This is a genomic window from Erwinia endophytica (assembly GCF_009295515.1).
Lineage (GTDB): Bacteria > Pseudomonadota > Gammaproteobacteria > Enterobacterales > Enterobacteriaceae > Erwinia > Erwinia endophytica.
Map to the genome: position 1 here is coordinate 344,327 of NZ_RQVV01000011.1, position 18,973 is coordinate 363,299.

The 18,973-nt window shown below is 52.5% G+C and carries 18 protein-coding genes; 14 read left to right on the forward strand and 4 right to left on the reverse strand.

Annotated elements, in window-relative coordinates; translation table 11 throughout:
- Nucleotides 1-12 precede the first annotated feature (12 nt).
- Nucleotides 13-1,059, reverse strand: a complete 1,047-nt coding sequence (gene pyrC, locus EH228_RS03970; RefSeq protein ID WP_152320373.1) for a dihydroorotase — start codon at nt 1,057-1,059, stop codon at nt 13-15.
- A 26-nt stretch (nt 1,060-1,085) separates the two neighbouring features.
- On the opposite strand from pyrC, the gene EH228_RS20130 reads away from it, so the two are divergent.
- A complete protein-coding gene (locus EH228_RS20130) occupies nt 1,086-1,238 on the forward strand; it encodes a hypothetical protein (protein WP_193323259.1) in 153 nt (50 codons plus the stop codon).
- Here the strand turns inward: EH228_RS20130 and EH228_RS03975 are convergent.
- Nucleotides 1,228-1,791: a lipoprotein gene (locus EH228_RS03975; protein ID WP_152320374.1), complete on the reverse strand. Its 564-nt coding sequence runs from the start codon at nt 1,789-1,791 to the stop codon at nt 1,228-1,230. The two genes, EH228_RS20130 and EH228_RS03975, sit on opposite strands and share 11 nt — an antisense overlap.
- 555 nt (nt 1,792-2,346) lie before the next feature.
- On the opposite strand from EH228_RS03975, the gene rimJ reads away from it, so the two are divergent.
- The 3 genes from rimJ (at nt 2,347) to murJ (ending at nt 5,572) form a co-directional block, all read left to right on the forward strand.
- Entirely contained in the window at nt 2,347-2,943 is a 597-nt protein-coding gene (gene rimJ, locus EH228_RS03980; protein WP_152320375.1) for a ribosomal protein S5-alanine N-acetyltransferase, read from the forward strand.
- 42 nt (nt 2,944-2,985) lie between these two features.
- Nucleotides 2,986-3,909, forward strand: coding sequence for a Gfo/Idh/MocA family protein (locus EH228_RS03985; RefSeq protein ID WP_152320376.1), 924 nt, complete (start codon nt 2,986-2,988; stop codon nt 3,907-3,909).
- Between the two features lie 127 nt (nt 3,910-4,036).
- Entirely contained in the window at nt 4,037-5,572 is a 1,536-nt protein-coding gene (murJ, locus tag EH228_RS03990) for a murein biosynthesis integral membrane protein MurJ (protein ID WP_152320377.1), read from the forward strand.
- A 257-nt stretch (nt 5,573-5,829) separates the two neighbouring features.
- Here the strand turns inward: murJ and rne are convergent, their stop codons facing one another.
- Nucleotides 5,830-9,330, reverse strand: a complete 3,501-nt coding sequence (gene rne / locus EH228_RS03995; RefSeq protein WP_152320378.1) for a ribonuclease E — start codon at nt 9,328-9,330, stop codon at nt 5,830-5,832.
- Between the two features lie 573 nt (nt 9,331-9,903).
- On the opposite strand from rne, the gene rluC reads away from it, so the two are divergent.
- Nucleotides 9,904-10,866: a 23S rRNA pseudouridine(955/2504/2580) synthase RluC gene (gene rluC / locus EH228_RS04005; RefSeq protein ID WP_152320380.1), complete on the forward strand. Its 963-nt coding sequence runs from the start codon at nt 9,904-9,906 to the stop codon at nt 10,864-10,866.
- Nucleotides 10,867-11,139: 273 nt separating this feature from the next.
- Here rluC and EH228_RS04010 read toward each other — a convergent pair whose 3' ends face one another.
- Nucleotides 11,140-11,724: a Maf family protein gene (locus tag EH228_RS04010; RefSeq protein ID WP_152320381.1), complete on the reverse strand. Its 585-nt coding sequence runs from the start codon at nt 11,722-11,724 to the stop codon at nt 11,140-11,142.
- 142 nt (nt 11,725-11,866) lie between these two features.
- Here EH228_RS04010 and yceD point away from each other — a divergent pair, with 142 nt between their 5' ends.
- From yceD to pabC, 9 genes are all read left to right on the forward strand, one after another.
- Entirely contained in the window at nt 11,867-12,388 is a 522-nt protein-coding gene (gene yceD / locus EH228_RS04015; RefSeq protein ID WP_152320382.1) for a 23S rRNA accumulation protein YceD, read from the forward strand.
- 14 nt (nt 12,389-12,402) lie between these two features.
- The gene (rpmF, locus tag EH228_RS04020) at nt 12,403-12,573 is read left to right on the forward strand and encodes a 50S ribosomal protein L32 (RefSeq protein ID WP_016192161.1); all 171 of its coding nucleotides are present in this window, start codon (nt 12,403-12,405) and stop codon (nt 12,571-12,573) included.
- 23 nt (nt 12,574-12,596) lie between these two features.
- Entirely contained in the window at nt 12,597-13,631 is a 1,035-nt protein-coding gene (gene plsX, locus EH228_RS04025) for a phosphate acyltransferase PlsX (protein WP_152320383.1), read from the forward strand.
- Nucleotides 13,632-13,637: 6 nt separating this feature from the next.
- Nucleotides 13,638-14,591, forward strand: a complete 954-nt coding sequence (locus EH228_RS04030; RefSeq protein WP_152320384.1) for a beta-ketoacyl-ACP synthase III — start codon at nt 13,638-13,640, stop codon at nt 14,589-14,591.
- A 16-nt stretch (nt 14,592-14,607) separates the two neighbouring features.
- Complete coding sequence (gene fabD, locus EH228_RS04035; RefSeq protein ID WP_152320385.1) at nt 14,608-15,531, forward strand: ACP S-malonyltransferase; 924 nt, start codon at nt 14,608-14,610, stop codon at nt 15,529-15,531.
- 18 nt (nt 15,532-15,549) lie between these two features.
- Entirely contained in the window at nt 15,550-16,284 is a 735-nt protein-coding gene (gene fabG / locus EH228_RS04040; RefSeq protein WP_152320453.1) for a 3-oxoacyl-ACP reductase FabG, read from the forward strand.
- Between the two features lie 154 nt (nt 16,285-16,438).
- Nucleotides 16,439-16,675 (forward strand): acyl carrier protein, encoded by a 237-nt coding sequence (gene acpP / locus EH228_RS04045; protein ID WP_004157115.1) that lies wholly within the window; start codon nt 16,439-16,441, stop codon nt 16,673-16,675.
- Nucleotides 16,676-16,759: 84 nt separating this feature from the next.
- Nucleotides 16,760-18,001, forward strand: coding sequence for a beta-ketoacyl-ACP synthase II (gene fabF / locus EH228_RS04050; protein ID WP_152320386.1), 1,242 nt, complete (start codon nt 16,760-16,762; stop codon nt 17,999-18,001).
- 170 nt (nt 18,002-18,171) lie between these two features.
- Nucleotides 18,172-18,972: an aminodeoxychorismate lyase gene (gene pabC, locus EH228_RS04055; RefSeq protein ID WP_152320387.1), complete on the forward strand. Its 801-nt coding sequence runs from the start codon at nt 18,172-18,174 to the stop codon at nt 18,970-18,972.
- Nucleotide 18,973 lies beyond the last annotated feature (1 nt).

The following is an 18,973-nucleotide window of genomic DNA, read 5'->3' on the forward strand; positions in this document are numbered from 1 at the left end:
CTTGATCGTAGATTAACGTTCAACACGCCAGTTCAATGTTTCACCAGCAAGGAACGGCACCAGTGACTGGTCACCTGACGAGACACTTTCTGGCACCGTCCACGGTTTACGCACCAGTTTCACGGTACCTTCATTCAGCGGCAACCCATAGAAATTCGGGCCGTTTTCAGAGCAGAAGGCTTCAAAATGCTGTAGCGCGTTCATCTCTTCAAACACCGTGGCGTAGGCTGGCAGCGAAGAAGGGGCATTAAATACTCCGGCACAGCCACAACTGGCTTCTTTACGGCACCGCAGGTGAGGGGCCGTATCCGTTCCCAGGAAGAAACGAGGGCTACCACTGGCGACGGCTTTACGCAACGCTTGCTGATGAATATTGCGTTTAAGGATTGGCAGGCAGTATAAGTGTGGGCGCACCCCGCCAACCAGCATGTGATTACGGTTAAACATCAGATGCTGAGGGGTGATGGTCGCGCCAAGGAAACGATTGCCTTCCTGTACATAGTCAGCGGCTTCTTTGGTGGTGATATGCTCAAACACCACTTTCAGTTCCGGATACTGTTTACGTAGCGGTTCCATGACCGTTTCGATAAAGCGCGCTTCACGATCAAAAATATCGATATGCGCGTCAGTTACTTCACCGTGGACCAGCAGCGGCATACCTATTTTCTGCATGCGTTCCAGCACGCTCGCAATGGCGGCAATGTTAGTCACGCCATGGCTGGAGTTGGTGGTGGCATGTGCCGGGTAGAGTTTGGCGGCAGTGAAAATATTGCCGTTAAAACCCTTTTCCACTTCATCCGGATCCAGTGAATCAGTCAGGTAGCAGGTCATCAATGGGGTAAAGTTATGAGCGGCCGGGATGGCGGCCAAAATACGCTCACGGTAGGCAATGGCTGCGGCCACGCTGGTAACGGGTGGAACCAGATTAGGCATCACGACAGCCCGACCAGAGACCTCGCTGGTGAAAGGCAGCACGGTCTTGAGCATTTCATCATCACGCAGATGGATATGCCAGTCGTCAGGGCGACGGATCAGCAGTTCCTCGGGTTTTGCAGTCATAACAGGCTCCGGCAGAAGTGAAATCGATGTGGCTGATTTGGCCGGGTTCCAAGCATAAGGATAAAGCCGGGTATTTGCACCTGCTTTATTGCCGGTGGTGGAAAATAGTCGATGAAGAGGGCGTTCCCGGCGGTGTGACAAACCAGGAACGCGGTCAGAGCGTGTCGTTTAGTCAGTAAAGGGGATGACCAGTTCGCCCGGTTTCACTTCAAGCCCTTTAGCGAAGCGTTTCGCCAGTGACTCCGCTTTGCTGCGGTCGGTACTGAGTACGTAAGCCGGTTTCTGATTGAAGTAATCCTTCAGTGACTGGTTCAGATAAGGTGTCAGGGCCGTTAGTACATTTTGCATCTTCTCTGGTTGCACTTGTACATCCACCAGTTCCATATCTTTCAGATACACGGCCCCTTGCTCCTGATTGAAGACCGGCTGGGCTTTCATGGTCAGTTTCATCTCGGCATTTTGCGGACCAAACAGGGAACTAATATTGACCTTTGCATTCCCCGTTAACATGATTTTGTTCGGTTCTTCACGGCCAATCTGACTACTGAGATCGGACAGGACAATATGGGCGTCGACCAGTCCGGATACGCCAATCTGCTTCTCGTAGTTGTTATGCTTTTGCAGCGCCTGATTGACTTCTTGTTCACTGATAGTGTACTGCGTTAGTTTGTCACAGCCGCTCAGTAATCCTACCAACAGCAAGGCGCTTAACCCGGCTAAAAACTTCTTCATAGCAATCCTCATAATGTGATGCCGTCAGTAACCCTCCTGACGAGGGGTATAGCTTGCCTGACATTGTAGCGGGAGTCACCAGGATTACCGGTAAAACAACAGGAAAATGAAAACGAAGGCAATCAGACTGGCAGCATCTGTGCGACAGGCACATTTTTCAGCGCGAAGATCATTCGGCCTTTCACACAGAAAGAGCAATGCTCGTAAATAAACAGAGGAAGTGGCCTCTTTACCATGATGGCCGCAGCTAAATGTCATATTCTTCATCTGTTGGTGTAACAATTATGCTGAAATTTTATTGGTGGTGTTTTATCGGTCGATCATTACGTGGATATATACTTTGAATATTCACGAAGCATAAGACAGTAAGAGTGCGAGCTTTCAGGAGCATAGACCGACAGGGTGACGGGGATGAATGAGAGCAGCTAACACACATCTTACTTGAAGTGTGGTGAGTATAGTGATAATTAGCAACCACATAGCGGTCAGTGGCGATGCAGGCTGGCTATTTATCAATCAAATTTATTCATCTGTCGGTTGAATTCAGGAGAAAAGATGTTTGGCTATCGTTCCGCTGCCCCGAAAGTATCACTGACAACCGACCGGCTGGTGGTCCGTCTGGTCCATGAACGTGACGCTTGGCGTTTAGCGGATTATTACGCTGAAAACCGGGTGTTTCTCAAACCCTGGGAGCCCACTCGCGATGACAGCCATTGTTATCCTTCCGGCTGGCAGGCTCGTCTCGGGCTGATCTCAGAGATGCATAAGCAGGGTAACGCTTACTATTTTGCGGTGATGGATCCGGATGAAAACGAAGTACGCGGTGTCGCGAATTTCAGCAATGTGGTGCGAGGTTCATTCCATGCCTGCTATCTCGGTTATTCGCTGGGTGAAAAGTGGCAGGGGAAAGGCATGATGTTTGAAGCGTTGCAGGCGACCATTCGCTATATGCAACGTCAGCAGCGTATGCACCGCATTATGGCTAACTACATGCCGCACAATCAACGCAGCGGTAACCTGTTGGCCCGGCTCGGTTTCGAGAAAGAGGGCTACGCCAAAGACTATCTGCTAATTGATGGCCGCTGGCAGGATCATGTGCTGACCGCGCTGATCGCCAGAGACTGGTTGCCTGAGCGACGTGGGCAGCGATGAAAATAATGCGACACGACGGGCAGTTGAGCAGGAGAGAGTAACATGGCTGAGCTGCAAGTGGGGATCGTCGGGCTGGGAAGTATTGCGCAGAAAGCCTGGCTACCGGTGGTGAGCAGAACGGATAACTGGCAGATCGCCGGCGCATTTTCGCCAAATCAACAGAAAGCGCGGGCAGTATGCGACAGCTACCGGATCCCGCTATTTCCCTCTCTCGCACAACTGGCCGCCGTCAGTGACGCCGTCTTTGTTCATACCACGACTGAAAGCCATTTCAGCATTGTAAAGTCATTATTGCTGGCTGGCGTGGATGTCTGTGTCGATAAGCCGCTGGCGGCGAAACTGAGTGAAGCAGAACAACTGGTGGAGTTGGCACATAAGCGGGGGCGAAAATTAATGGTGGCTTTTAACCGCCGTTTTGCCCCTCGTTATCTGCAGCTTAAAGCAGGTTTAGTCCAGTTGGCTTCGCTGCGTATGGATAAACATCGTTGCGACAGCGTGGGGCCGCAGGATCTTTTTTTCACGTTGCTGGATGATTATCTCCATGTGGTGGATACCGCATTGTGGTTGAGTGGCGGCCAGGCCAGGTTGCAAAGTGGCGCGTTGCTGACCAGTGATGCGGGTGAAATGCTTTATGCCGAGCACCATTTTAGCCACGCCAATATCCAGATGACGACCAGCATGCACCGTCGTGCCGGGACGCAGCGCGAAACGGTGATGGCGGTGGCCGATGGGGCTGTCTGGCAGGTGAATGATATGCGCGATTTTCAGTGGGAAACGGCGGGGCAGGTCATCAGCAGCCCGGTTCCGGGGTGGCAAAGCACGCTGGAACAGCGGGGATTCGTTGGAGCGGTACGACATTTTATCGACTGTGTGCAAAATCAGACTATGCCGCAAACCTCGGGTGAACAGGCACTGATGGCGCAGCGGATCGTGGAAAAACTCTGGCGCGATAGCGACCAGGAATAACGCTGTAACAATCGAATGTGGTCATTTCCTTCAGTATCAGTAGACTATCCTGGTTGCTGGCCCAGGAGATGGGTCAGATGATAATCGTGGCTCATGTCACCGTTCCCCAGGAAAAATCAGGAAACCCATGAACCTGTTGAAATCATTGGCAGCGGTCAGCTCAATGACCCTGTTTTCTCGCGTGCTGGGATTTGCTCGCGATGCTATTGTAGCCAGAGTCTTTGGTGCAGGGATGGCGACGGATGCCTTCTTTGTTGCTTTCAAATTGCCCAATTTATTGCGTCGGATCTTTGCGGAAGGCGCTTTTTCGCAAGCCTTTGTACCGATCCTCGCTGAATACAAAAGTCAGCAAGGCAGTGATGCTACGCGGGTGTTTGTCGCTTATGTATCAGGATTATTGACGTTGGCTTTGGCCGTGATCACGCTGCTCGGTATGCTTGCCGCGCCGTGGGTTATCATGGTGACGGCGCCAGGTTTTGCCGATACCGCAGATAAATTTGCCCTGACGTCTTCACTGCTACGGGTGACTTTCCCTTATATCATGTTGATTTCACTGGCCTCGCTGGCGGGAGCGATCCTTAATACCTGGAATCGTTTTTCTGTCCCGGCTTTTGCTCCGACACTACTGAATATCAGTATGATTGCCTTTGCGCTATTTGCCGCGCCGCATTTCCATCCACCGGTCATGGCGCTGGCGTGGGCGGTGGTGGTCGGCGGCGTGTTGCAACTGGGTTATCAATTACCACATTTGAAGAAAATCGGGATGCTGGTTCTTCCGCGTCTCAACCTGAAAGATGCTGGCGTGTGGCGAGTGATGCGTCAGATGGGACCGGCAATTATGGGGGTTTCCGTCAGTCAGATCTCGCTGATTATCAATACTATTTTCGCTTCTTTCCTCGTTTCCGGCTCCGTATCCTGGATGTATTATGCTGACCGCCTGATGGAGTTTCCTTCTGGTGTGCTGGGCGTGGCGTTGGGGACCATTCTGTTGCCTTCACTGGCGAAAAGTTTTGCCAGCGGTAACCACCATGAATATAACCGCCTGATGGACTGGGGGCTGCGTCTGAGCTTTCTGCTGGCGTTGCCGAGCGCAGTTGCGCTAGGGATACTCGCTAAGCCGTTGACTATTGCGCTGTTTCAGTACGGTAAATTTACCGCTTTCGATGCGGCGATGACTCAGCGTGCGTTGGTGGCCTATTCGGTTGGTTTGGTGGGATTGATCGTGGTTAAAATCCTCGCGCCAGGCTTCTATTCCCGACAGAATATCAAAACACCGGTCAAAATTGCGCTGGTGACATTGCTGATGACCCAACTGATGAATCTGGCGTTTATCGGCCCACTGAAGCATGCTGGTTTGTCGCTGTCGATAGGTCTGGCTGCCTGCCTGAATGCCGCGTTGCTTTACTGGCAACTGCGCAAGCAGAATATTTTTCAGCCTCAGCCGGGCTGGTTCAGCTTCCTGTTGCGCCTGGTCATTGCGGTTATCGTCATGGCGGCGGTGTTGTTGGGACTATTATCGGTAATGCCGGACTGGGCGCAGGGCAATATGCTGTGGCGGCTGGTTCGTCTGGCGGTAGTTTGTGCCGTCGGTGGCGGGGCTTATTTTGCGGTACTGGCGTTGTTGGGTTTTCGCGTCCGGGATTTTGCCCGGACAACGGTATAACCGGTTCTGTCTGCACCTGGCCCGTTAAGACGCTCAGTCCCGAATATTCGGGGCTTTAATCAAGGGATCAGTCTTGCTGACCCCTTTGTTTTTCTTCCTGACATAACGACTGATGAGATTCTTACAATGCCCAATAACGGGCGGAGGGTTCAGGTAGCGCCCGGGGAAGCGGTTTGATCAGCTCAAATTCACATTGAATACACAGTAAAAAGCCCCGGTCTTTCGACAGGGGCTTTTTTATCAAGGTGATGGTTTATTTAGTGTTGCGGACGCGTTGCCGGAGCCGCGGCATGATGTGTTGCCGCGTGTCCCCCAGCGGAACCTTTACCTTTAAAGTTAAAGGCCGGGCGAATCCAGTCACTGTGGCGGACTGGTTCCGGCTGATATTCAGGCGCAGGCGCTTTCGTCATTGGTGCTGTGGCGTGATGCTTGAACGCAGGGGCCAGTGCCGTAGTACGCTGGGACACTGATGCCGTATCAGTCACTGTCGATGCAGCAACACTGTTTGTCGCAGCCATGACTGATGACGGTACAGGTGTTTCCTGCGGCGCTGTTGTTTCAGTAACAGGTGTTACCGATTCTGCTATTGCGGCGGCAGGCTCGGCTTCCTCCGTTTTGGCATCGGTCGACGCGGCTGACGTCACTGGCGCAGCTATCACCGGTTCATCACGGGTAGGGACTGGCGCATGAGGCTCCACAGAGATCACCGGTTCTGCGAGTGTTTCCGCTTCACCGCGCAGTTTGGTTTCTGTACTGACATCAGTCGCGTTAGCGCTGGTCTGCTGGCTGATTTTTTCAGCAACAGGTTGCTCTTCAGCCTGTTTCGTATTAGCGACGATTCCTTCCACCGCGTTAACGAAGGTTTGAACGGCTGGATGGCTATCGTCTACCGACCGCGCTTCGGCGGCAGACTGAGCGGTCACCGGGATAACCGTCGCGTCTTCGCCTGCGGGCGCGGCTATAGCGCCGGTTTCATCAGCATTCACTGGCGTAATGGCAGGTTGATTTTCCGACTGTGGATCGGCGATATGCTCTGCCTTAGCCCCTTCCTGCGCTTCAGTCGGCAAACTACTGGCCTCTGTGGGGATGGCGGTAGCCGTTTCTTCGTGACCATATTCCGGCACGATGGATTGCTCAATTTCACTCTCATCACTAGCCTGCGCGACCGGATAGGAGATCCATACTTTACCAGAAGCCAATTCAGGTGAAGCAACGGCGAAGGTGAGCGGCATTGGCGACTGATTAGGGTAACGCTCATCACGATAACGGCGACGGCGTTGTCCACTGACACGCAGATGACGTGGAGAACGCCGTGAACGGCGCGGCATGCTATTGCTGTCACGATCTTCGCTTTCGTCTGCTTCCGGTGCGGTTACAGTGGCAACCGGCAATGCGACGTCAGGCTCTTCCGTTGGCGTGGCTTCTTGCGGAGCGAAGGCACGGGCTGCGGTTTGTTCAGCGGTTTCGATACGTACTTTCTGACTCAGTTGGCGTGGTTTACGGCGTGGCATCACCTGGACATGTTCTTCACGCTCTTCTACAGATACAGACGCTTCGGTAGCCAGCGGCGCCTCAACTGATTGCTCTTCTTGTACAGCCTGGCGCCGGTCTTCCGGACGACGACGTTGGCGATCGCCACGGCGTGATGGTTGCGGTTGCTGATCGAAAGACTCTTCGTTTACGGGTTGACGTTCTTCACGTGCCTCAGTCTCCGTCTGAACAACATTATTACGTTTGTTACGGCGATTATCTTCGCGACCTTCGTTGGCAGGAGCGCGATCACGAACCATACGCTCGTTACGGCTACCGCTGCGCTCATTACGATCACTGCGTTCATTACGTTCGCTGCGATCGCCATGGCGATCGTTAGAACGCTCGCTTCGCTCCCCGCTATTACGGTCACGGCGGTTATTCTGACGACGATTGTTACGACGTTCATTACGTGGTGCGGTCGTTTCCGCTACTTCCGCTTCCACGATGACGGGCTCAGATTGTTCGACCGGTTTTTCTTCACTGGCGAACAGGTTCTTCAGGCTGCGGAAAAAGCGATTCAGCAGGCCAGGTTCTCTGGTGATAACAGTCGTTTTTACACTGACACTGGCTGGTGCTTTGCTGGCTGCTGACTCGCTTTCCTGTGGAACAGGCGGCGCATCAGGCATCACAAAAGCTGCCAGAGCAGGTTGCTCAGGGCGTTTACGTTCGCCATTCTCTTCTTCTGAAGGCTGCGCCATTTCTGCTTCATGCAGTTTCGGCAGATGGTAGCTCAGCGTCTGAGTCTCTTCACCGCTGCGCACGCGCAACACGGAGTAGTGTGGGGTTTCCATCTGATCGTTAGGGACGATGATCGCCCGTACGCCACCCTGGCGTTTTTCGATGGCACTTACGGCGTCACGTTTTTCGTTCAACAGGTAAGAGGCAATCTGTACCGGTACGATAGCGTGGACTTCTTTGGTGTTCTCTTTTAGCGCTTCTTCTTCAATCAGACGTAAAATAGACAGTGACAGCGATTCGTTATCACGAATGGTGCCCGTTCCACTACAGCGAGGGCACACATGATGACTGGACTCGCCCAGCGAGGGACTGAGGCGCTGGCGTGACATCTCCAGCAGGCCGAAACGCGAAATATGGCTGATCTGGATGCGCGCGCGATCCTGACGGACAGCTTCACGCAGGCGATTCTCTACCGCGCGCTGGTGGCGAACGGGGGTCATATCGATAAAGTCGATAACAATCAGGCCACCGAGATCGCGCAGGCGCAACTGGCGGGCTATTTCATCGGCTGCTTCCAGGTTGGTATTGAAAGCGGTTTCTTCAATATCGCCACCGCGTGTTGCGCGTGCGGAGTTAATGTCGATAGCGGTTAGTGCTTCTGTCGTATCAATAACAATTGAACCACCGGAAGGCAGACGCACTTCACGCTGGAAGGCGGATTCAATTTGTGATTCGATCTGGTAGTGGCTGAACAGCGGGATTTCACCCGCATAGAGCTTGATTTTGCTGCTGAAGTCGGGACGACCGAGAGCGGCGATATGCTGACGCGCCAGTTCCAGAACTTTGGGATTATCGATGAGGATCTCACCGATGTCCTGACGCAGATAATCGCGAAAAGCCCGGACAATCACATTGCTTTCCTGATGAATCAGGAATGGAGCAGGGCGGCTTTCAGCGGCTTTCTTGATAGCTTCCCAATGTTTCAGTCGAAAGCTTAAGTCCCACTGCAACGCTTCGGCAGATTTACCGACGCCAGCGGTACGCACAATCAACCCCATACCATCAGGTAGTTCCAGCGAGGAAAGGGCCTCTTTCAGTTCAGTTCGGTCATCGCCTTCAATGCGACGCGAAATACCGCCTGCGCGTGGATTGTTTGGCATCAGCACCAGATAGCTGCCAGCCAGACTGATAAAGGTGGTTAAGGCTGCGCCTTTGTTACCTCGTTCTTCTTTGTCAATCTGTACAATAACTTCCTGACCTTCACGGAGCACATCTTTAATATTGGGACGTCCGTGGGAGGAATAATTGCTGGGAAAGTATTCGCGGGAGATTTCTTTCAGAGGGAGGAAACCATGTCTTTCAGCACCGTAGTCAACAAATGCTGCTTCAAGACTGGGTTCAATGCGGGTTATCTTGCCTTTATAAATATTGGCTTTCTTCTGTTCGTGTCCTGGGCTTTCGATATCCAGATCATACAGACGCTGCCCGTCCACAAGAGCGACACGCAACTCCTCCTGCTGAGTTGCGTTTATCAACATTCTTTTCATCGTAACTTACTCATTATTCTTACATTAGTGACAAAGCTACGGGCAATAGTAACGCTGGACGCGATCAACCGATGGCCCCGAGTCTCATCGCAAAGTCGTCAACCTCCCGGTTGTCGCTTGCTAAGGGGCGCAAAAATCTCGGCAGCCTGTTTTTCATTTGGAAAAACAGCGCTTTTAAAAAATGGGGGAACCGCCAGTGGATAACCAGAGTGAACCAATCCCGTCTTGTCGTCCAGGCTGCAACCCGCAGCCCGCTAAATGCCTGATTACACAATACGTCTTACGCCATTGCTGCGTGTATGGGTTATCCGGCAAAACTTCTTTTACGCTATTTTCTTGTTAACCAAGGATAGATTTTGGAAAACAGAAACATTATTCCATTGCTAACCCCGTGATAGCAAGGTGACTTTTCTTGCTCTGCGAAGTTTATCCCAGCTTTATCGACCGATTTGCATCGTGATTCAGCAAATTGCCTAAAAACTGGACGTAAAGCACCGCCTGGCAAGGCACACTGTCAGTTAAGCATAGAAAAAGGAGTGGCGCTATCCTGGCGCTGTATTTAGAATCGCCGCCATGAAAACGAATCCCCCCGCAGTCCGTATTGTGACGATTTCTGCTGATGAGGCAGGACAGCGCATTGACAACTTTTTACGCACACAATTGAAAGGTGTGCCTAAGAGTATGATTTATCGCATTTTACGTAAGGGTGAAGTGCGTATTAATAAAGGCAGAATTAAGCCAGAATATAAACTGGAAGAGGGTGATGAAGTGCGGATCCCGCCCGTCCGTGTGAGTGAGCGTGATGACGAAACGGTATCACCCAAACTGGCAAAAGTGGCGGCGCTGGCCGACGCCATCCTGTTTGAGGACGACAGCATTCTGGTGATGAACAAGCCATCCGGCACGGCGGTGCATGGTGGCAGCGGGCTCAGTTTCGGGGTGATAGAAGGATTGCGGGCGTTGCGTCCGGATGCGCGTTTTCTTGAGCTGGTGCACCGACTGGACCGTGATACGTCGGGGATTCTGCTGGTGGCGAAGAAGCGTTCTGCGTTGCGTTCATTGCATGAGCAACTGCGTGAAAAAGGGATGCAGAAGGATTATCTCGCGCTGGTTCGTGGTCAGTGGCCTGCCCATCTAAAGGTAGTACGGGCACCGTTATTGAAGAATATTCTGCAAAGCGGTGAAAGAGTCGTACGAGTGAGCAGCGAGGGTAAGCCTTCAGAGACTCATTTCAAGGTGGAAGAGCGCTATGCTCATGCCACACTGGTTAAAGCCAGCCCGGTAACTGGACGGACGCATCAGATTCGTGTGCATACGCTATATGCCGGACATCCGATAGCCTTTGACGATCGTTATGGTGAAAAAGAATTTGACTCACAATTGGCCGGCACTGGCCTGAAGCGACTTTTTTTGCATGCGGCCGCGTTGAGGTTCACACATCCGCAGAGCGGCGAAGTTATGCGGGTGGAAGCCCCATTGGATGAAGAGCTGAAGCATTGTCTCGCATTGCTGCGAAAGAGTTCTCCGGCGAAGTGAATGAGTGAATTAAGGGTAAACCCGCGCAAAAATGCCCCTGTGGCTCGTTAGCGATCAAGTGAAAGTCAGATTTATAAATGAAATGGCCTGAGCAGCTGCAACGCTATGGCTTTAGTTGCAGCAGGGGTGGATAAGCGGCCTGTTGAGCGCATGGACGGGGGAATCAAGCCCTCATGGCCGAGTTTACGCGTGACCGTGTTCCGATAATCCGTCCTGTCGAGACAAGCTGTCACCGCGATTGACTCTCTTACCGCGCTCAACATCGCATCCACCTTATTCTTTCAGCGGATCAATGCCTGCTGCCCGCAACATCTCGCACAGCGCTATCAGTGGCAGCCCCACCAGGGTGTTAGGGTCACGTCCTGACAGCCGCTCAAACAGGGTTATCCCCAGCCCTTCACTTTTAAAACTCCCCGCGCAGTTCAGTGGCTGCTCTTTTCGTACATAGTTAATGATCTCTTTTTCACTCAATTGGCGGAAATTGACACTAAACGGTTCATAAATAACATTCAGATTATTATTTCGGCTGTCGAACAGGGCAAGGCCAGTATAAAAAACGACGCAGCGTCCACTGGCTTGACGTAATTGTTCACAGGCTTTCGCTTCCGTATGGGGTTTGCCGATGATGCTGCCGTCAATAACACACACTTGATCCGAACCGATAATGCAATGATGTGGAAACGTCTCAGCCAGCGCCTGGGCTTTCGCAGTTGCGAGGCGCATAACAAGATCGGTCGCTTTTTCATTCAGTTGTGCGGTTTCATCGACTTCAGGTGCGGCGGTAATAAAGGGGATGCCCAGTCGTTCAAGTAGCGCTTTTCTGTACGGGGAAGTAGAGGCTAAAACCAGCTGTGTCATTTTTTTTCCAGATATAGATAGCGAATCAGTTCTGGACATTTTAAACTGTGCACCGCACTGGATGCGAATAATGGGTGAAAGATGCTGTAAATCGGCCTTTTTCTTTGACTCTACGTCGTGACACAGTTAATATGCGCGCCCTATGCAAAAAGTGAAATTACCCCTGACCCTCGATCCGGTCCGTAGCGCTCAGAAACGCCTTGATTATCAGGGTGTTTACACCTCTGAACAGGTGGAACGTCTTGCTGAATCGGTGGTCAGTGTGGACACAGATGTGGATTGCACCATGTCGTTTGCCATCGACAACCAGCGTTTAGCGGTACTTAATGGTACTGCGGCGGTATCCGTTACGCTGTCTTGTCAACGCTGCGGCCAGTCTTTTCCGCACGATGTCCACGTAACGTATTGTTTCAGTCCTGTCGTCACTGATGAGCAGGCTGAAGCATTACCGGAGGCGTACGAGCCGGTCGAGGTCAATGAGTTTGGCGAAATCGACTTGCTGGCGGTGGTGGAAGATGAAATTATCCTCGCCCTGCCGGTCGTTCCGGTGCATGATTCTGAACACTGTGAAGTGTCCGAGGCGGACATGGTCTTTGGCAAATTGCCTGAAGAGGCGGAAAAACCAAACCCATTTGCCGTATTAGCCAGTTTAAAGCGTAAGTAATAGGAGTAAGGTCCATGGCCGTACAACAGAATAAACCAACCCGTTCCAAACGTGGCATGCGTCGTTCACATGATGCTCTGACCACGACGACTCTTTCCGTAGATAAAGTTTCTGGCGAAACGCATCTGCGTCACCACATCACTGCAGATGGTTACTATCGCGGTCGCAAGGTCATCACTAAGTAATTCGCGGTCCAGTCGGCGATACTTTGACACGATTGACCCTGGCGATAGATGCCATGGGCGGGGATTTCGGTCCCTGCGTGACGGTGCCTGCGGCAATGCAGGCACTGGCCTCTAACTCGCAACTGCATCTTCTTCTGGTCGGCAATCCCGACAATATCTCGTCATTACTTGCAAAAGCTGATTCCGCCTTAATGGCCCGTCTGCAGATAATTCCTGCCGAATCGGTTATTGCCAGTGATGCCAGACCCTCACACGCGATCCGCCATAGTCGCGGTTCCTCTATGCGTGTGGCGCTGGAGTTGGTGAAAGAAGGGCGGGCGGAAGCTTGTATCAGTGCCGGTAATACTGGGGCGCTGATGGGATTGTCAAAATTACTGCTCAAGCCGCTTGATGGTATTGAGCGGCCTGCGTTGATGACCGTTTTGCCAAATCAGCAGCAGGGTAAAACCGTCGTGTTGGATTTGGGCGCGAATGTGGAATCGGACAGCGCCATGCTGGTGCAGTTCGCTATCATGGGCGCAGTGGCGGCTGAAGAAGTCCTGGCCATAGATACGCCTCGTGTGGCGTTGCTGAATATTGGCGAGGAAGAGACCAAAGGGTTAGACAGTATTCGCGAGGCTGCGGCAATTCTTCGTAAGTCGCCGGAAATTAACTATATTGGATATCTTGAAGGTAACGATCTTCTTACCGGGAAAACGGATGTCCTTGTCTGCGATGGCTTTGTGGGTAATGTCACGCTGAAAACCATGGAAGGCGTGGTAAGAATGTTTCTTTCGTTGTTGAAATCACAGAGCGAAAGTAAAAAAAGGGCCTGGTGGCTGACTCTGCTCGGACGTTTTTTGAAAAAACGCCTGGTGAAGCGTTTCGGCCATCTCAACCCCGACCAGTACAATGGTGCTTGTCTGTTAGGATTACGCGGTACCGTGATTAAGAGTCATGGAAGTGCTAATCAACGCGCGTTCGCTGCGGCGATAGAACAGGCAGAACAGGCGGTGCGGCGGCAAGTCCCGGAACGGATTGCCGCTCGCCTTCGAGCTGTATTACCTAAGAGTGACTGAGCGTACATGTATACGAAGATTATCGGTACGGGCAGCTATTTGCCCGAACAGGTGCGGACTAACGCCGATCTGGAAAAAATGGTAGAAACCTCGGACGAGTGGATTGTCACCCGCACCGGCATCCGTGAACGCCGTATTGCCGCACCGGATGAAACTGTTGCGACGATGGGCTTCCACGCCGCTGAGCGGGCGCTGGAAATGGCGGGTATTGACAAGGATGACATCGGCCTGATTGTGGTGGCAACGACGTCTTCCAGCCACGCTTTTCCAAGTTCAGCCTGTATGATCCAGCAACAACTGGGCATTAAAGATGCAGCGTCTTTTGACCTCGCGGCAGCCTGTGCGGGGTTTATTTATGCTTTGAGTGTCGCCGATCAATATATCAAAAGCGGCGCGGTGAAAAACGCGCTGGTTATTGGCGCTGATGTATTGGCACGTATGCTCGATCCTGAGGATCGTGGCACGATTATTCTTTTTGGCGACGGCGCGGGCGCGGTCGTCCTTACTGCCAGCGAAGAGCCTGGCATCATCTCGACTCACCTGCACGCCGACGGACGCTATGGGCAGTTGCTGACGCTGGCCAATCAGGACCGCGAACATCAGGAGCAACCGGCCTATATCACCATGGCCGGTAACGAAGTGTTTAAGGTCGCGGTTACTGAACTGGCGCACATTGTCGAAGAAACGCTACAGGCAAACCATCTGGAGCGGGAAGCGATCGACTGGTTGGTTCCGCATCAGGCCAATTTGCGTATCATCAGCGCGACAGCGCGTAAGTTGGGAATGGGGATGGAAAAAGTGGTGGTGACACTCGACCGTCATGGCAACACTTCTGCTGCCTCTGTCCCGAGCGCGCTGGATGAAGCCGTACGGGATGGACGAATTCAGCAGGGGCAGTTGATTTTGCTGGAAGCCTTCGGCGGTGGCTTTACCTGGGGTTCGGCATTAGTACGTTTTTGATTAACAGGATATGACAATGACGCAATTTGCAATGGTTTTCCCGGGACAGGGATCGCAGACAGTCGGCATGCTGGCCGAGTTGGCTGCAGAGAATCCTCTGGTCGGGCAGACTTTCCGTGAGGCTTCAGAGGCGCTGGGTTACGATCTGTGGGCGCTGGTGCAGCAGGGGCCTGCTGAAGAACTGAACAAAACCTGGCAAACTCAGCCTGCGTTGCTGGCCGCTTCGGTGTCCATTTTCCGTATTTGGCAGGAAAAAGGCGGAAAGGCCCCGGCAATGCTGGCGGGACATAGCCTGGGCGAGTATAGTGCGCTGGTTTGCGCCAATGTCCTTGATTTCAGTGAAGCGATTAAACTGGTTGAACTGCGTGGCAAACTGATGCAGGAAGCGGTTCCAGCGGGAACCGGCGCGATGCAGGCCATTATCGGCCTGGACGATGCGGCTATTGCCAAAGCGTGTGAAGCGTCTGCGCTGGGGCAGGTGGTTTCACCGGTGAACTTCAACTCACCTGGCCAGGTCGTGATCGCGGGTAATAAAGAAGCGGTAGAGCGTGCGGGAGCCGCCTGTAAGGCGGCTGGCGCCAAACGGGCTCTGCCGCTGCCGGTTAGCGTGCCGTCACACTGCGCGCTAATGAAGCCCGCCGCCGACAAACTGGCAGTAGCATTAGAAAAAATAACCTTCAACGTCCCATTATTTCCGGTGGTGAATAACGTTGATGTTAAATGTGAAACAGCGCCAGAAGCCATTCGCAGTGCGCTGGTTCGCCAGCTATACAGTCCGGTTCGCTGGACCGAATGCGTGGAATTTATGGCAGGCCAGGGTGTGACATCGCTGCTGGAAGTTGGTCCAGGTAAGGTGCTGACGGGCCTGACCAAACGTATTGTTGACACCCTGACAGCAGCGGCGGTGAATGACCCAGCCAGCCTGTCAGCGGCGCTTTAACAAAAGACGAGGATGATGATGAACTTCGAAGGAAAAATCGCGCTGGTTACTGGTGCAAGCCGTGGTATAGGCCGTGCTATCGCGGAAACACTGGTTGCGCGCGGTGCTAAAGTGGTGGGAACCGCGACCAGCCAGAGCGGTGCTGATGCGATAAGCGGCTATCTGGGCAGCAATGGCAAAGGCCTGCTGCTGAATGTGACCGACGGCGCATCCGTTGACAGCGCCCTCGAAAATATTCGCGCTGAATTTGGCGAAGTGGACATTTTAGTCAATAATGCTGGCATTACACGTGATAATCTTCTGATGCGAATGAAGGATGATGAATGGCAGGATATCCTGGACACGAATCTGACTTCCGTTTTCCGCCTGTCAAAAGCGGTAATGCGCGCTATGATGAAGAAACGTGCAGGCCGAATTATTACCATCGGTTCAGTGGTTGGAACGATGGGTAATGCGGGGCAGGCAAACTACGCAGCAGCAAAAGCGGGTTTGATAGGCTTCAGCAAGTCACTGGCGCGTGAAGTTGCGTCACGTGGTATTACCGTTAACGTTGTGGCTCCGGGGTTCATTGAAACCGACATGACGCGTGCGTTGACTGAAGATCAGCGTGCGGGCATTCTGGCGGAAGTACCAGCGGGCCGTCTTGGTGACCCGCTGGAAATCGCCAATGCCGTTGCATTTTTAGCCTCTGACGAGGCAGCGTACATCACTGGTGAGACGCTGCATGTCAATGGCGGAATGTACATGGTCTGATAATCACGAAAATTATTTGCGTTATTTGCGGTTATACCCGCAAAATAGCGTAAATTCGTGGTTTGACCAGCCGGGATTTAGTTGCATCTTTTTCAACATTTTATACACTACGAAAACCATCGCGAAAGCGAGTTTTGATAGGAAATTTAATAGTATGAGCACTATCGAAGAACGCGTTAAGAAAATCATTGGCGAACAGCTTGGCGTTAAGCAGGAAGAAGTTGTTAATACTGCCTCTTTTGTAGAAGATCTGGGCGCTGATTCTCTTGATACCGTTGAGCTGGTAATGGCTCTGGAAGAAGAGTTTGATACCGAGATTCCGGACGAAGAAGCTGAGAAAATCACTACCGTTCAGGCTGCTATTGATTACATCAATGGTCACCAGGCATAAGTGAGCATCTCCAGGCGGTCACTCGACCGCCTGAGTTTTATCTGGATTACCGCGTATTCTTTTTTCCCTCCCTGGAGGACAAACGTGTCTAAGCGTCGTGTAGTTGTGACCGGTCTTGGCATGTTGTCTCCTGTCGGCAATACCGTAGAGTCTACCTGGAATGCTCTTGTTGCCGGTCAGAGTGGCATCAGCCTGATCGACCATTTTGATACTAGTGCCTACGCAACGCGTTTTGCTGGCTTAGTAAAGGACTTTAACTGTGAAGAATTCATCACGCGTAAAGATCAGCGCAAGATGGATGCCTTTATTCAATATGGAGTTGTGGCTGGTATTCAGGCCATGCAGGATTCCGGTCTGGTTATTACTGATGAGAATGCCCATCGTGTCGGCGTCGCTGTCGGCTCCGGTATTGGTGGCCTGGGCCTGATAGAAGAGAACCACTCTGCGTTGGTTTATGGTGGCCCGCGAAAAATCAGCCCTTTCTTCGTTCCTTCCACGATTGTGAACATGATAGCGGGTCATTTGACTATCATGTACGGCATCTATGGTCCGAGTATCGCTATTTCAACCGCCTGTACCTCCGGTGTGCATAACATTGGGCAGGCTGCCCGTATGATAGCCTATAGCGATGCCGATGTGATGTTGGCTGGCGGTGCCGAAAAAGGCAGTACGCCGCTGGGTATTGGTGGTTTTGGCGCTGCGCGCGCGTTGTCCACTCGCAATGAAAATCCGCAGGCGGCAAGCCGTCCGTGGGATAAAGAGCGTGATGGTTTTGTACTGGGTGACGGTGCGGGTATTGTGGTGCTGGAAGAGTATGAGCACGCGAAAAAACGTGGCGCGAAAATTTATGCTGAACTGGTTGGTTTTGGCATGAGTAGTGATGCTTACCACATGACGTCGCCACCAGAAAACGGCGCAGGTGCTGCGCTGGCAATGAAGAACGCCTTGCAAGATGCGCAATTGTCACCGGAACAGATCGGTTATATCAATGCGCACGGTACTTCAACCTCTATCGGTGATAAAGCAGAAGCCCAGGCGGTGAAGTCAGTCTTCGGGGCCAGTGCTGATCATGTTATGGTCAGCTCCACCAAGTCGATGATCGGTCATCTTTTAGGTGCTGCAGGGGCGGTAGAGTCGATCTTCTCTATTCTTGCGCTGCGCGACCAGGTCGTGCCGCCAACCATTAATCTGGATAACCCGGATGAAGGTTGCGATCTGGATTTTGTGCCGCACACCGCTCGCCAGGTTAAAGGTCTGGAGTACACCTTATGTAACTCCTTTGGCTTTGGCGGAACCAACGGCTCGTTGATTTTCCGCAAAGTCTGATTGTCTTCTACTGCTTTAAAGGTCCATCTCGGTGGACCTTTTGTGATTTTCAGCCTGTCGTTTTCGCCCATTTTCATCTCTATACAATTCTGCACGGACAATCAGATGAATCCAGACATCCTTGCAGGTAATCTTACCGTTGTGCAACAGTCACTCAGGGGGAAGAACCAGTGTGGATTAATGGTGAAGCGCAGGACAGCCTCGCGGTTGGGGATCGCGCTATTCAGTTTGGCGATGGCTGTTTCACCACGGCGCGTATTCTGTGCGGCAAAGTTGTGGCGCTGGGTGCCCATCTTCAGCGGCTGTCCCTGGCCTGTGAGCGCTTGCTGATCCGGGGGGTTGACTGGGATGCTTTGCGTGATGAAATGCTTTTCGCCGCCGCTACGCGCGTCGAGGGTGTGCTGAAAGTGATTTTGTCCCGAGGTGCAGGCGGGCGGGGCTACAGTGCCAGTGGGTGCGACAGGCCGACGCGGATTGTCTCGTTATCTGACTATCCCTCCCATTATCACCAACTGAGGCAAAATGGCGTGAAGCTGGCGCTCAGCTCCATCAGGCTGAGCCGTAATCCGGTACTGGCAGGGATCAAACATCTCAACCGGCTGGAACAAGTGTTGATCCGTACGGAGCTTGAGCAGACGGATGCTGACGAGGCGTTGGTGCTTGACACTGAAGGCATGCTGGTGGAATGCTGTGCGGCAAATTTATTCTGGCGCAAGGGAAAACAGGTATTTACCCCGGATCTGACCAACTCGGGCGTCAGGGGTATTCAGCGTCAGCAGGTCATTCAGTTGCTGCGCGAGCAGGGTACTGAAGTCTTCGAAGTCCGACAGCCTCCCCAGGTGCTGGCAGAGGCGGAGGAGGTGCTGATAACCAACGCCTTGATGCCTGTATTGCCGGTTATCCAGATTGAGCAACTGACCTACAACTCAAGAAAACTATTTAACCTGATAGGCGCTTTCAAAGACGATTAGC

What these genes read in the sequence shown, in the direction of transcription:
- pyrC (WP_152320373.1), bottom strand. Translation starts at nt 1,059, where the DNA reads ATGACTGCAAAACCCGAGGAACTGCTGATCCGTCGCCCTGACGACTGG.
- EH228_RS20130 (WP_193323259.1), top strand. Translation starts at nt 1,086, where the DNA reads ATGTGGCTGATTTGGCCGGGTTCCAAGCATAAGGATAAAGCCGGGTAT.
- EH228_RS03975 (WP_152320374.1), bottom strand. Translation starts at nt 1,791, where the DNA reads ATGAAGAAGTTTTTAGCCGGGTTAAGCGCCTTGCTGTTGGTAGGATTA.
- rimJ (WP_152320375.1), top strand. Translation starts at nt 2,347, where the DNA reads ATGTTTGGCTATCGTTCCGCTGCCCCGAAAGTATCACTGACAACCGAC.
- EH228_RS03985 (WP_152320376.1), top strand. Translation starts at nt 2,986, where the DNA reads ATGGCTGAGCTGCAAGTGGGGATCGTCGGGCTGGGAAGTATTGCGCAG.
- murJ (WP_152320377.1), top strand. Translation starts at nt 4,037, where the DNA reads ATGAACCTGTTGAAATCATTGGCAGCGGTCAGCTCAATGACCCTGTTT.
- rne (WP_152320378.1), bottom strand. Translation starts at nt 9,330, where the DNA reads ATGAAAAGAATGTTGATAAACGCAACTCAGCAGGAGGAGTTGCGTGTC.
- rluC (WP_152320380.1), top strand. Translation starts at nt 9,904, where the DNA reads ATGAAAACGAATCCCCCCGCAGTCCGTATTGTGACGATTTCTGCTGAT.
- EH228_RS04010 (WP_152320381.1), bottom strand. Translation starts at nt 11,724, where the DNA reads ATGACACAGCTGGTTTTAGCCTCTACTTCCCCGTACAGAAAAGCGCTA.
- yceD (WP_152320382.1), top strand. Translation starts at nt 11,867, where the DNA reads ATGCAAAAAGTGAAATTACCCCTGACCCTCGATCCGGTCCGTAGCGCT.
- rpmF (WP_016192161.1), top strand. Translation starts at nt 12,403, where the DNA reads ATGGCCGTACAACAGAATAAACCAACCCGTTCCAAACGTGGCATGCGT.
- EH228_RS04030 (WP_152320384.1), top strand. Translation starts at nt 13,638, where the DNA reads ATGTATACGAAGATTATCGGTACGGGCAGCTATTTGCCCGAACAGGTG.
- fabD (WP_152320385.1), top strand. Translation starts at nt 14,608, where the DNA reads ATGACGCAATTTGCAATGGTTTTCCCGGGACAGGGATCGCAGACAGTC.
- fabG (WP_152320453.1), top strand. Translation starts at nt 15,550, where the DNA reads ATGAACTTCGAAGGAAAAATCGCGCTGGTTACTGGTGCAAGCCGTGGT.
- acpP (WP_004157115.1), top strand. Translation starts at nt 16,439, where the DNA reads ATGAGCACTATCGAAGAACGCGTTAAGAAAATCATTGGCGAACAGCTT.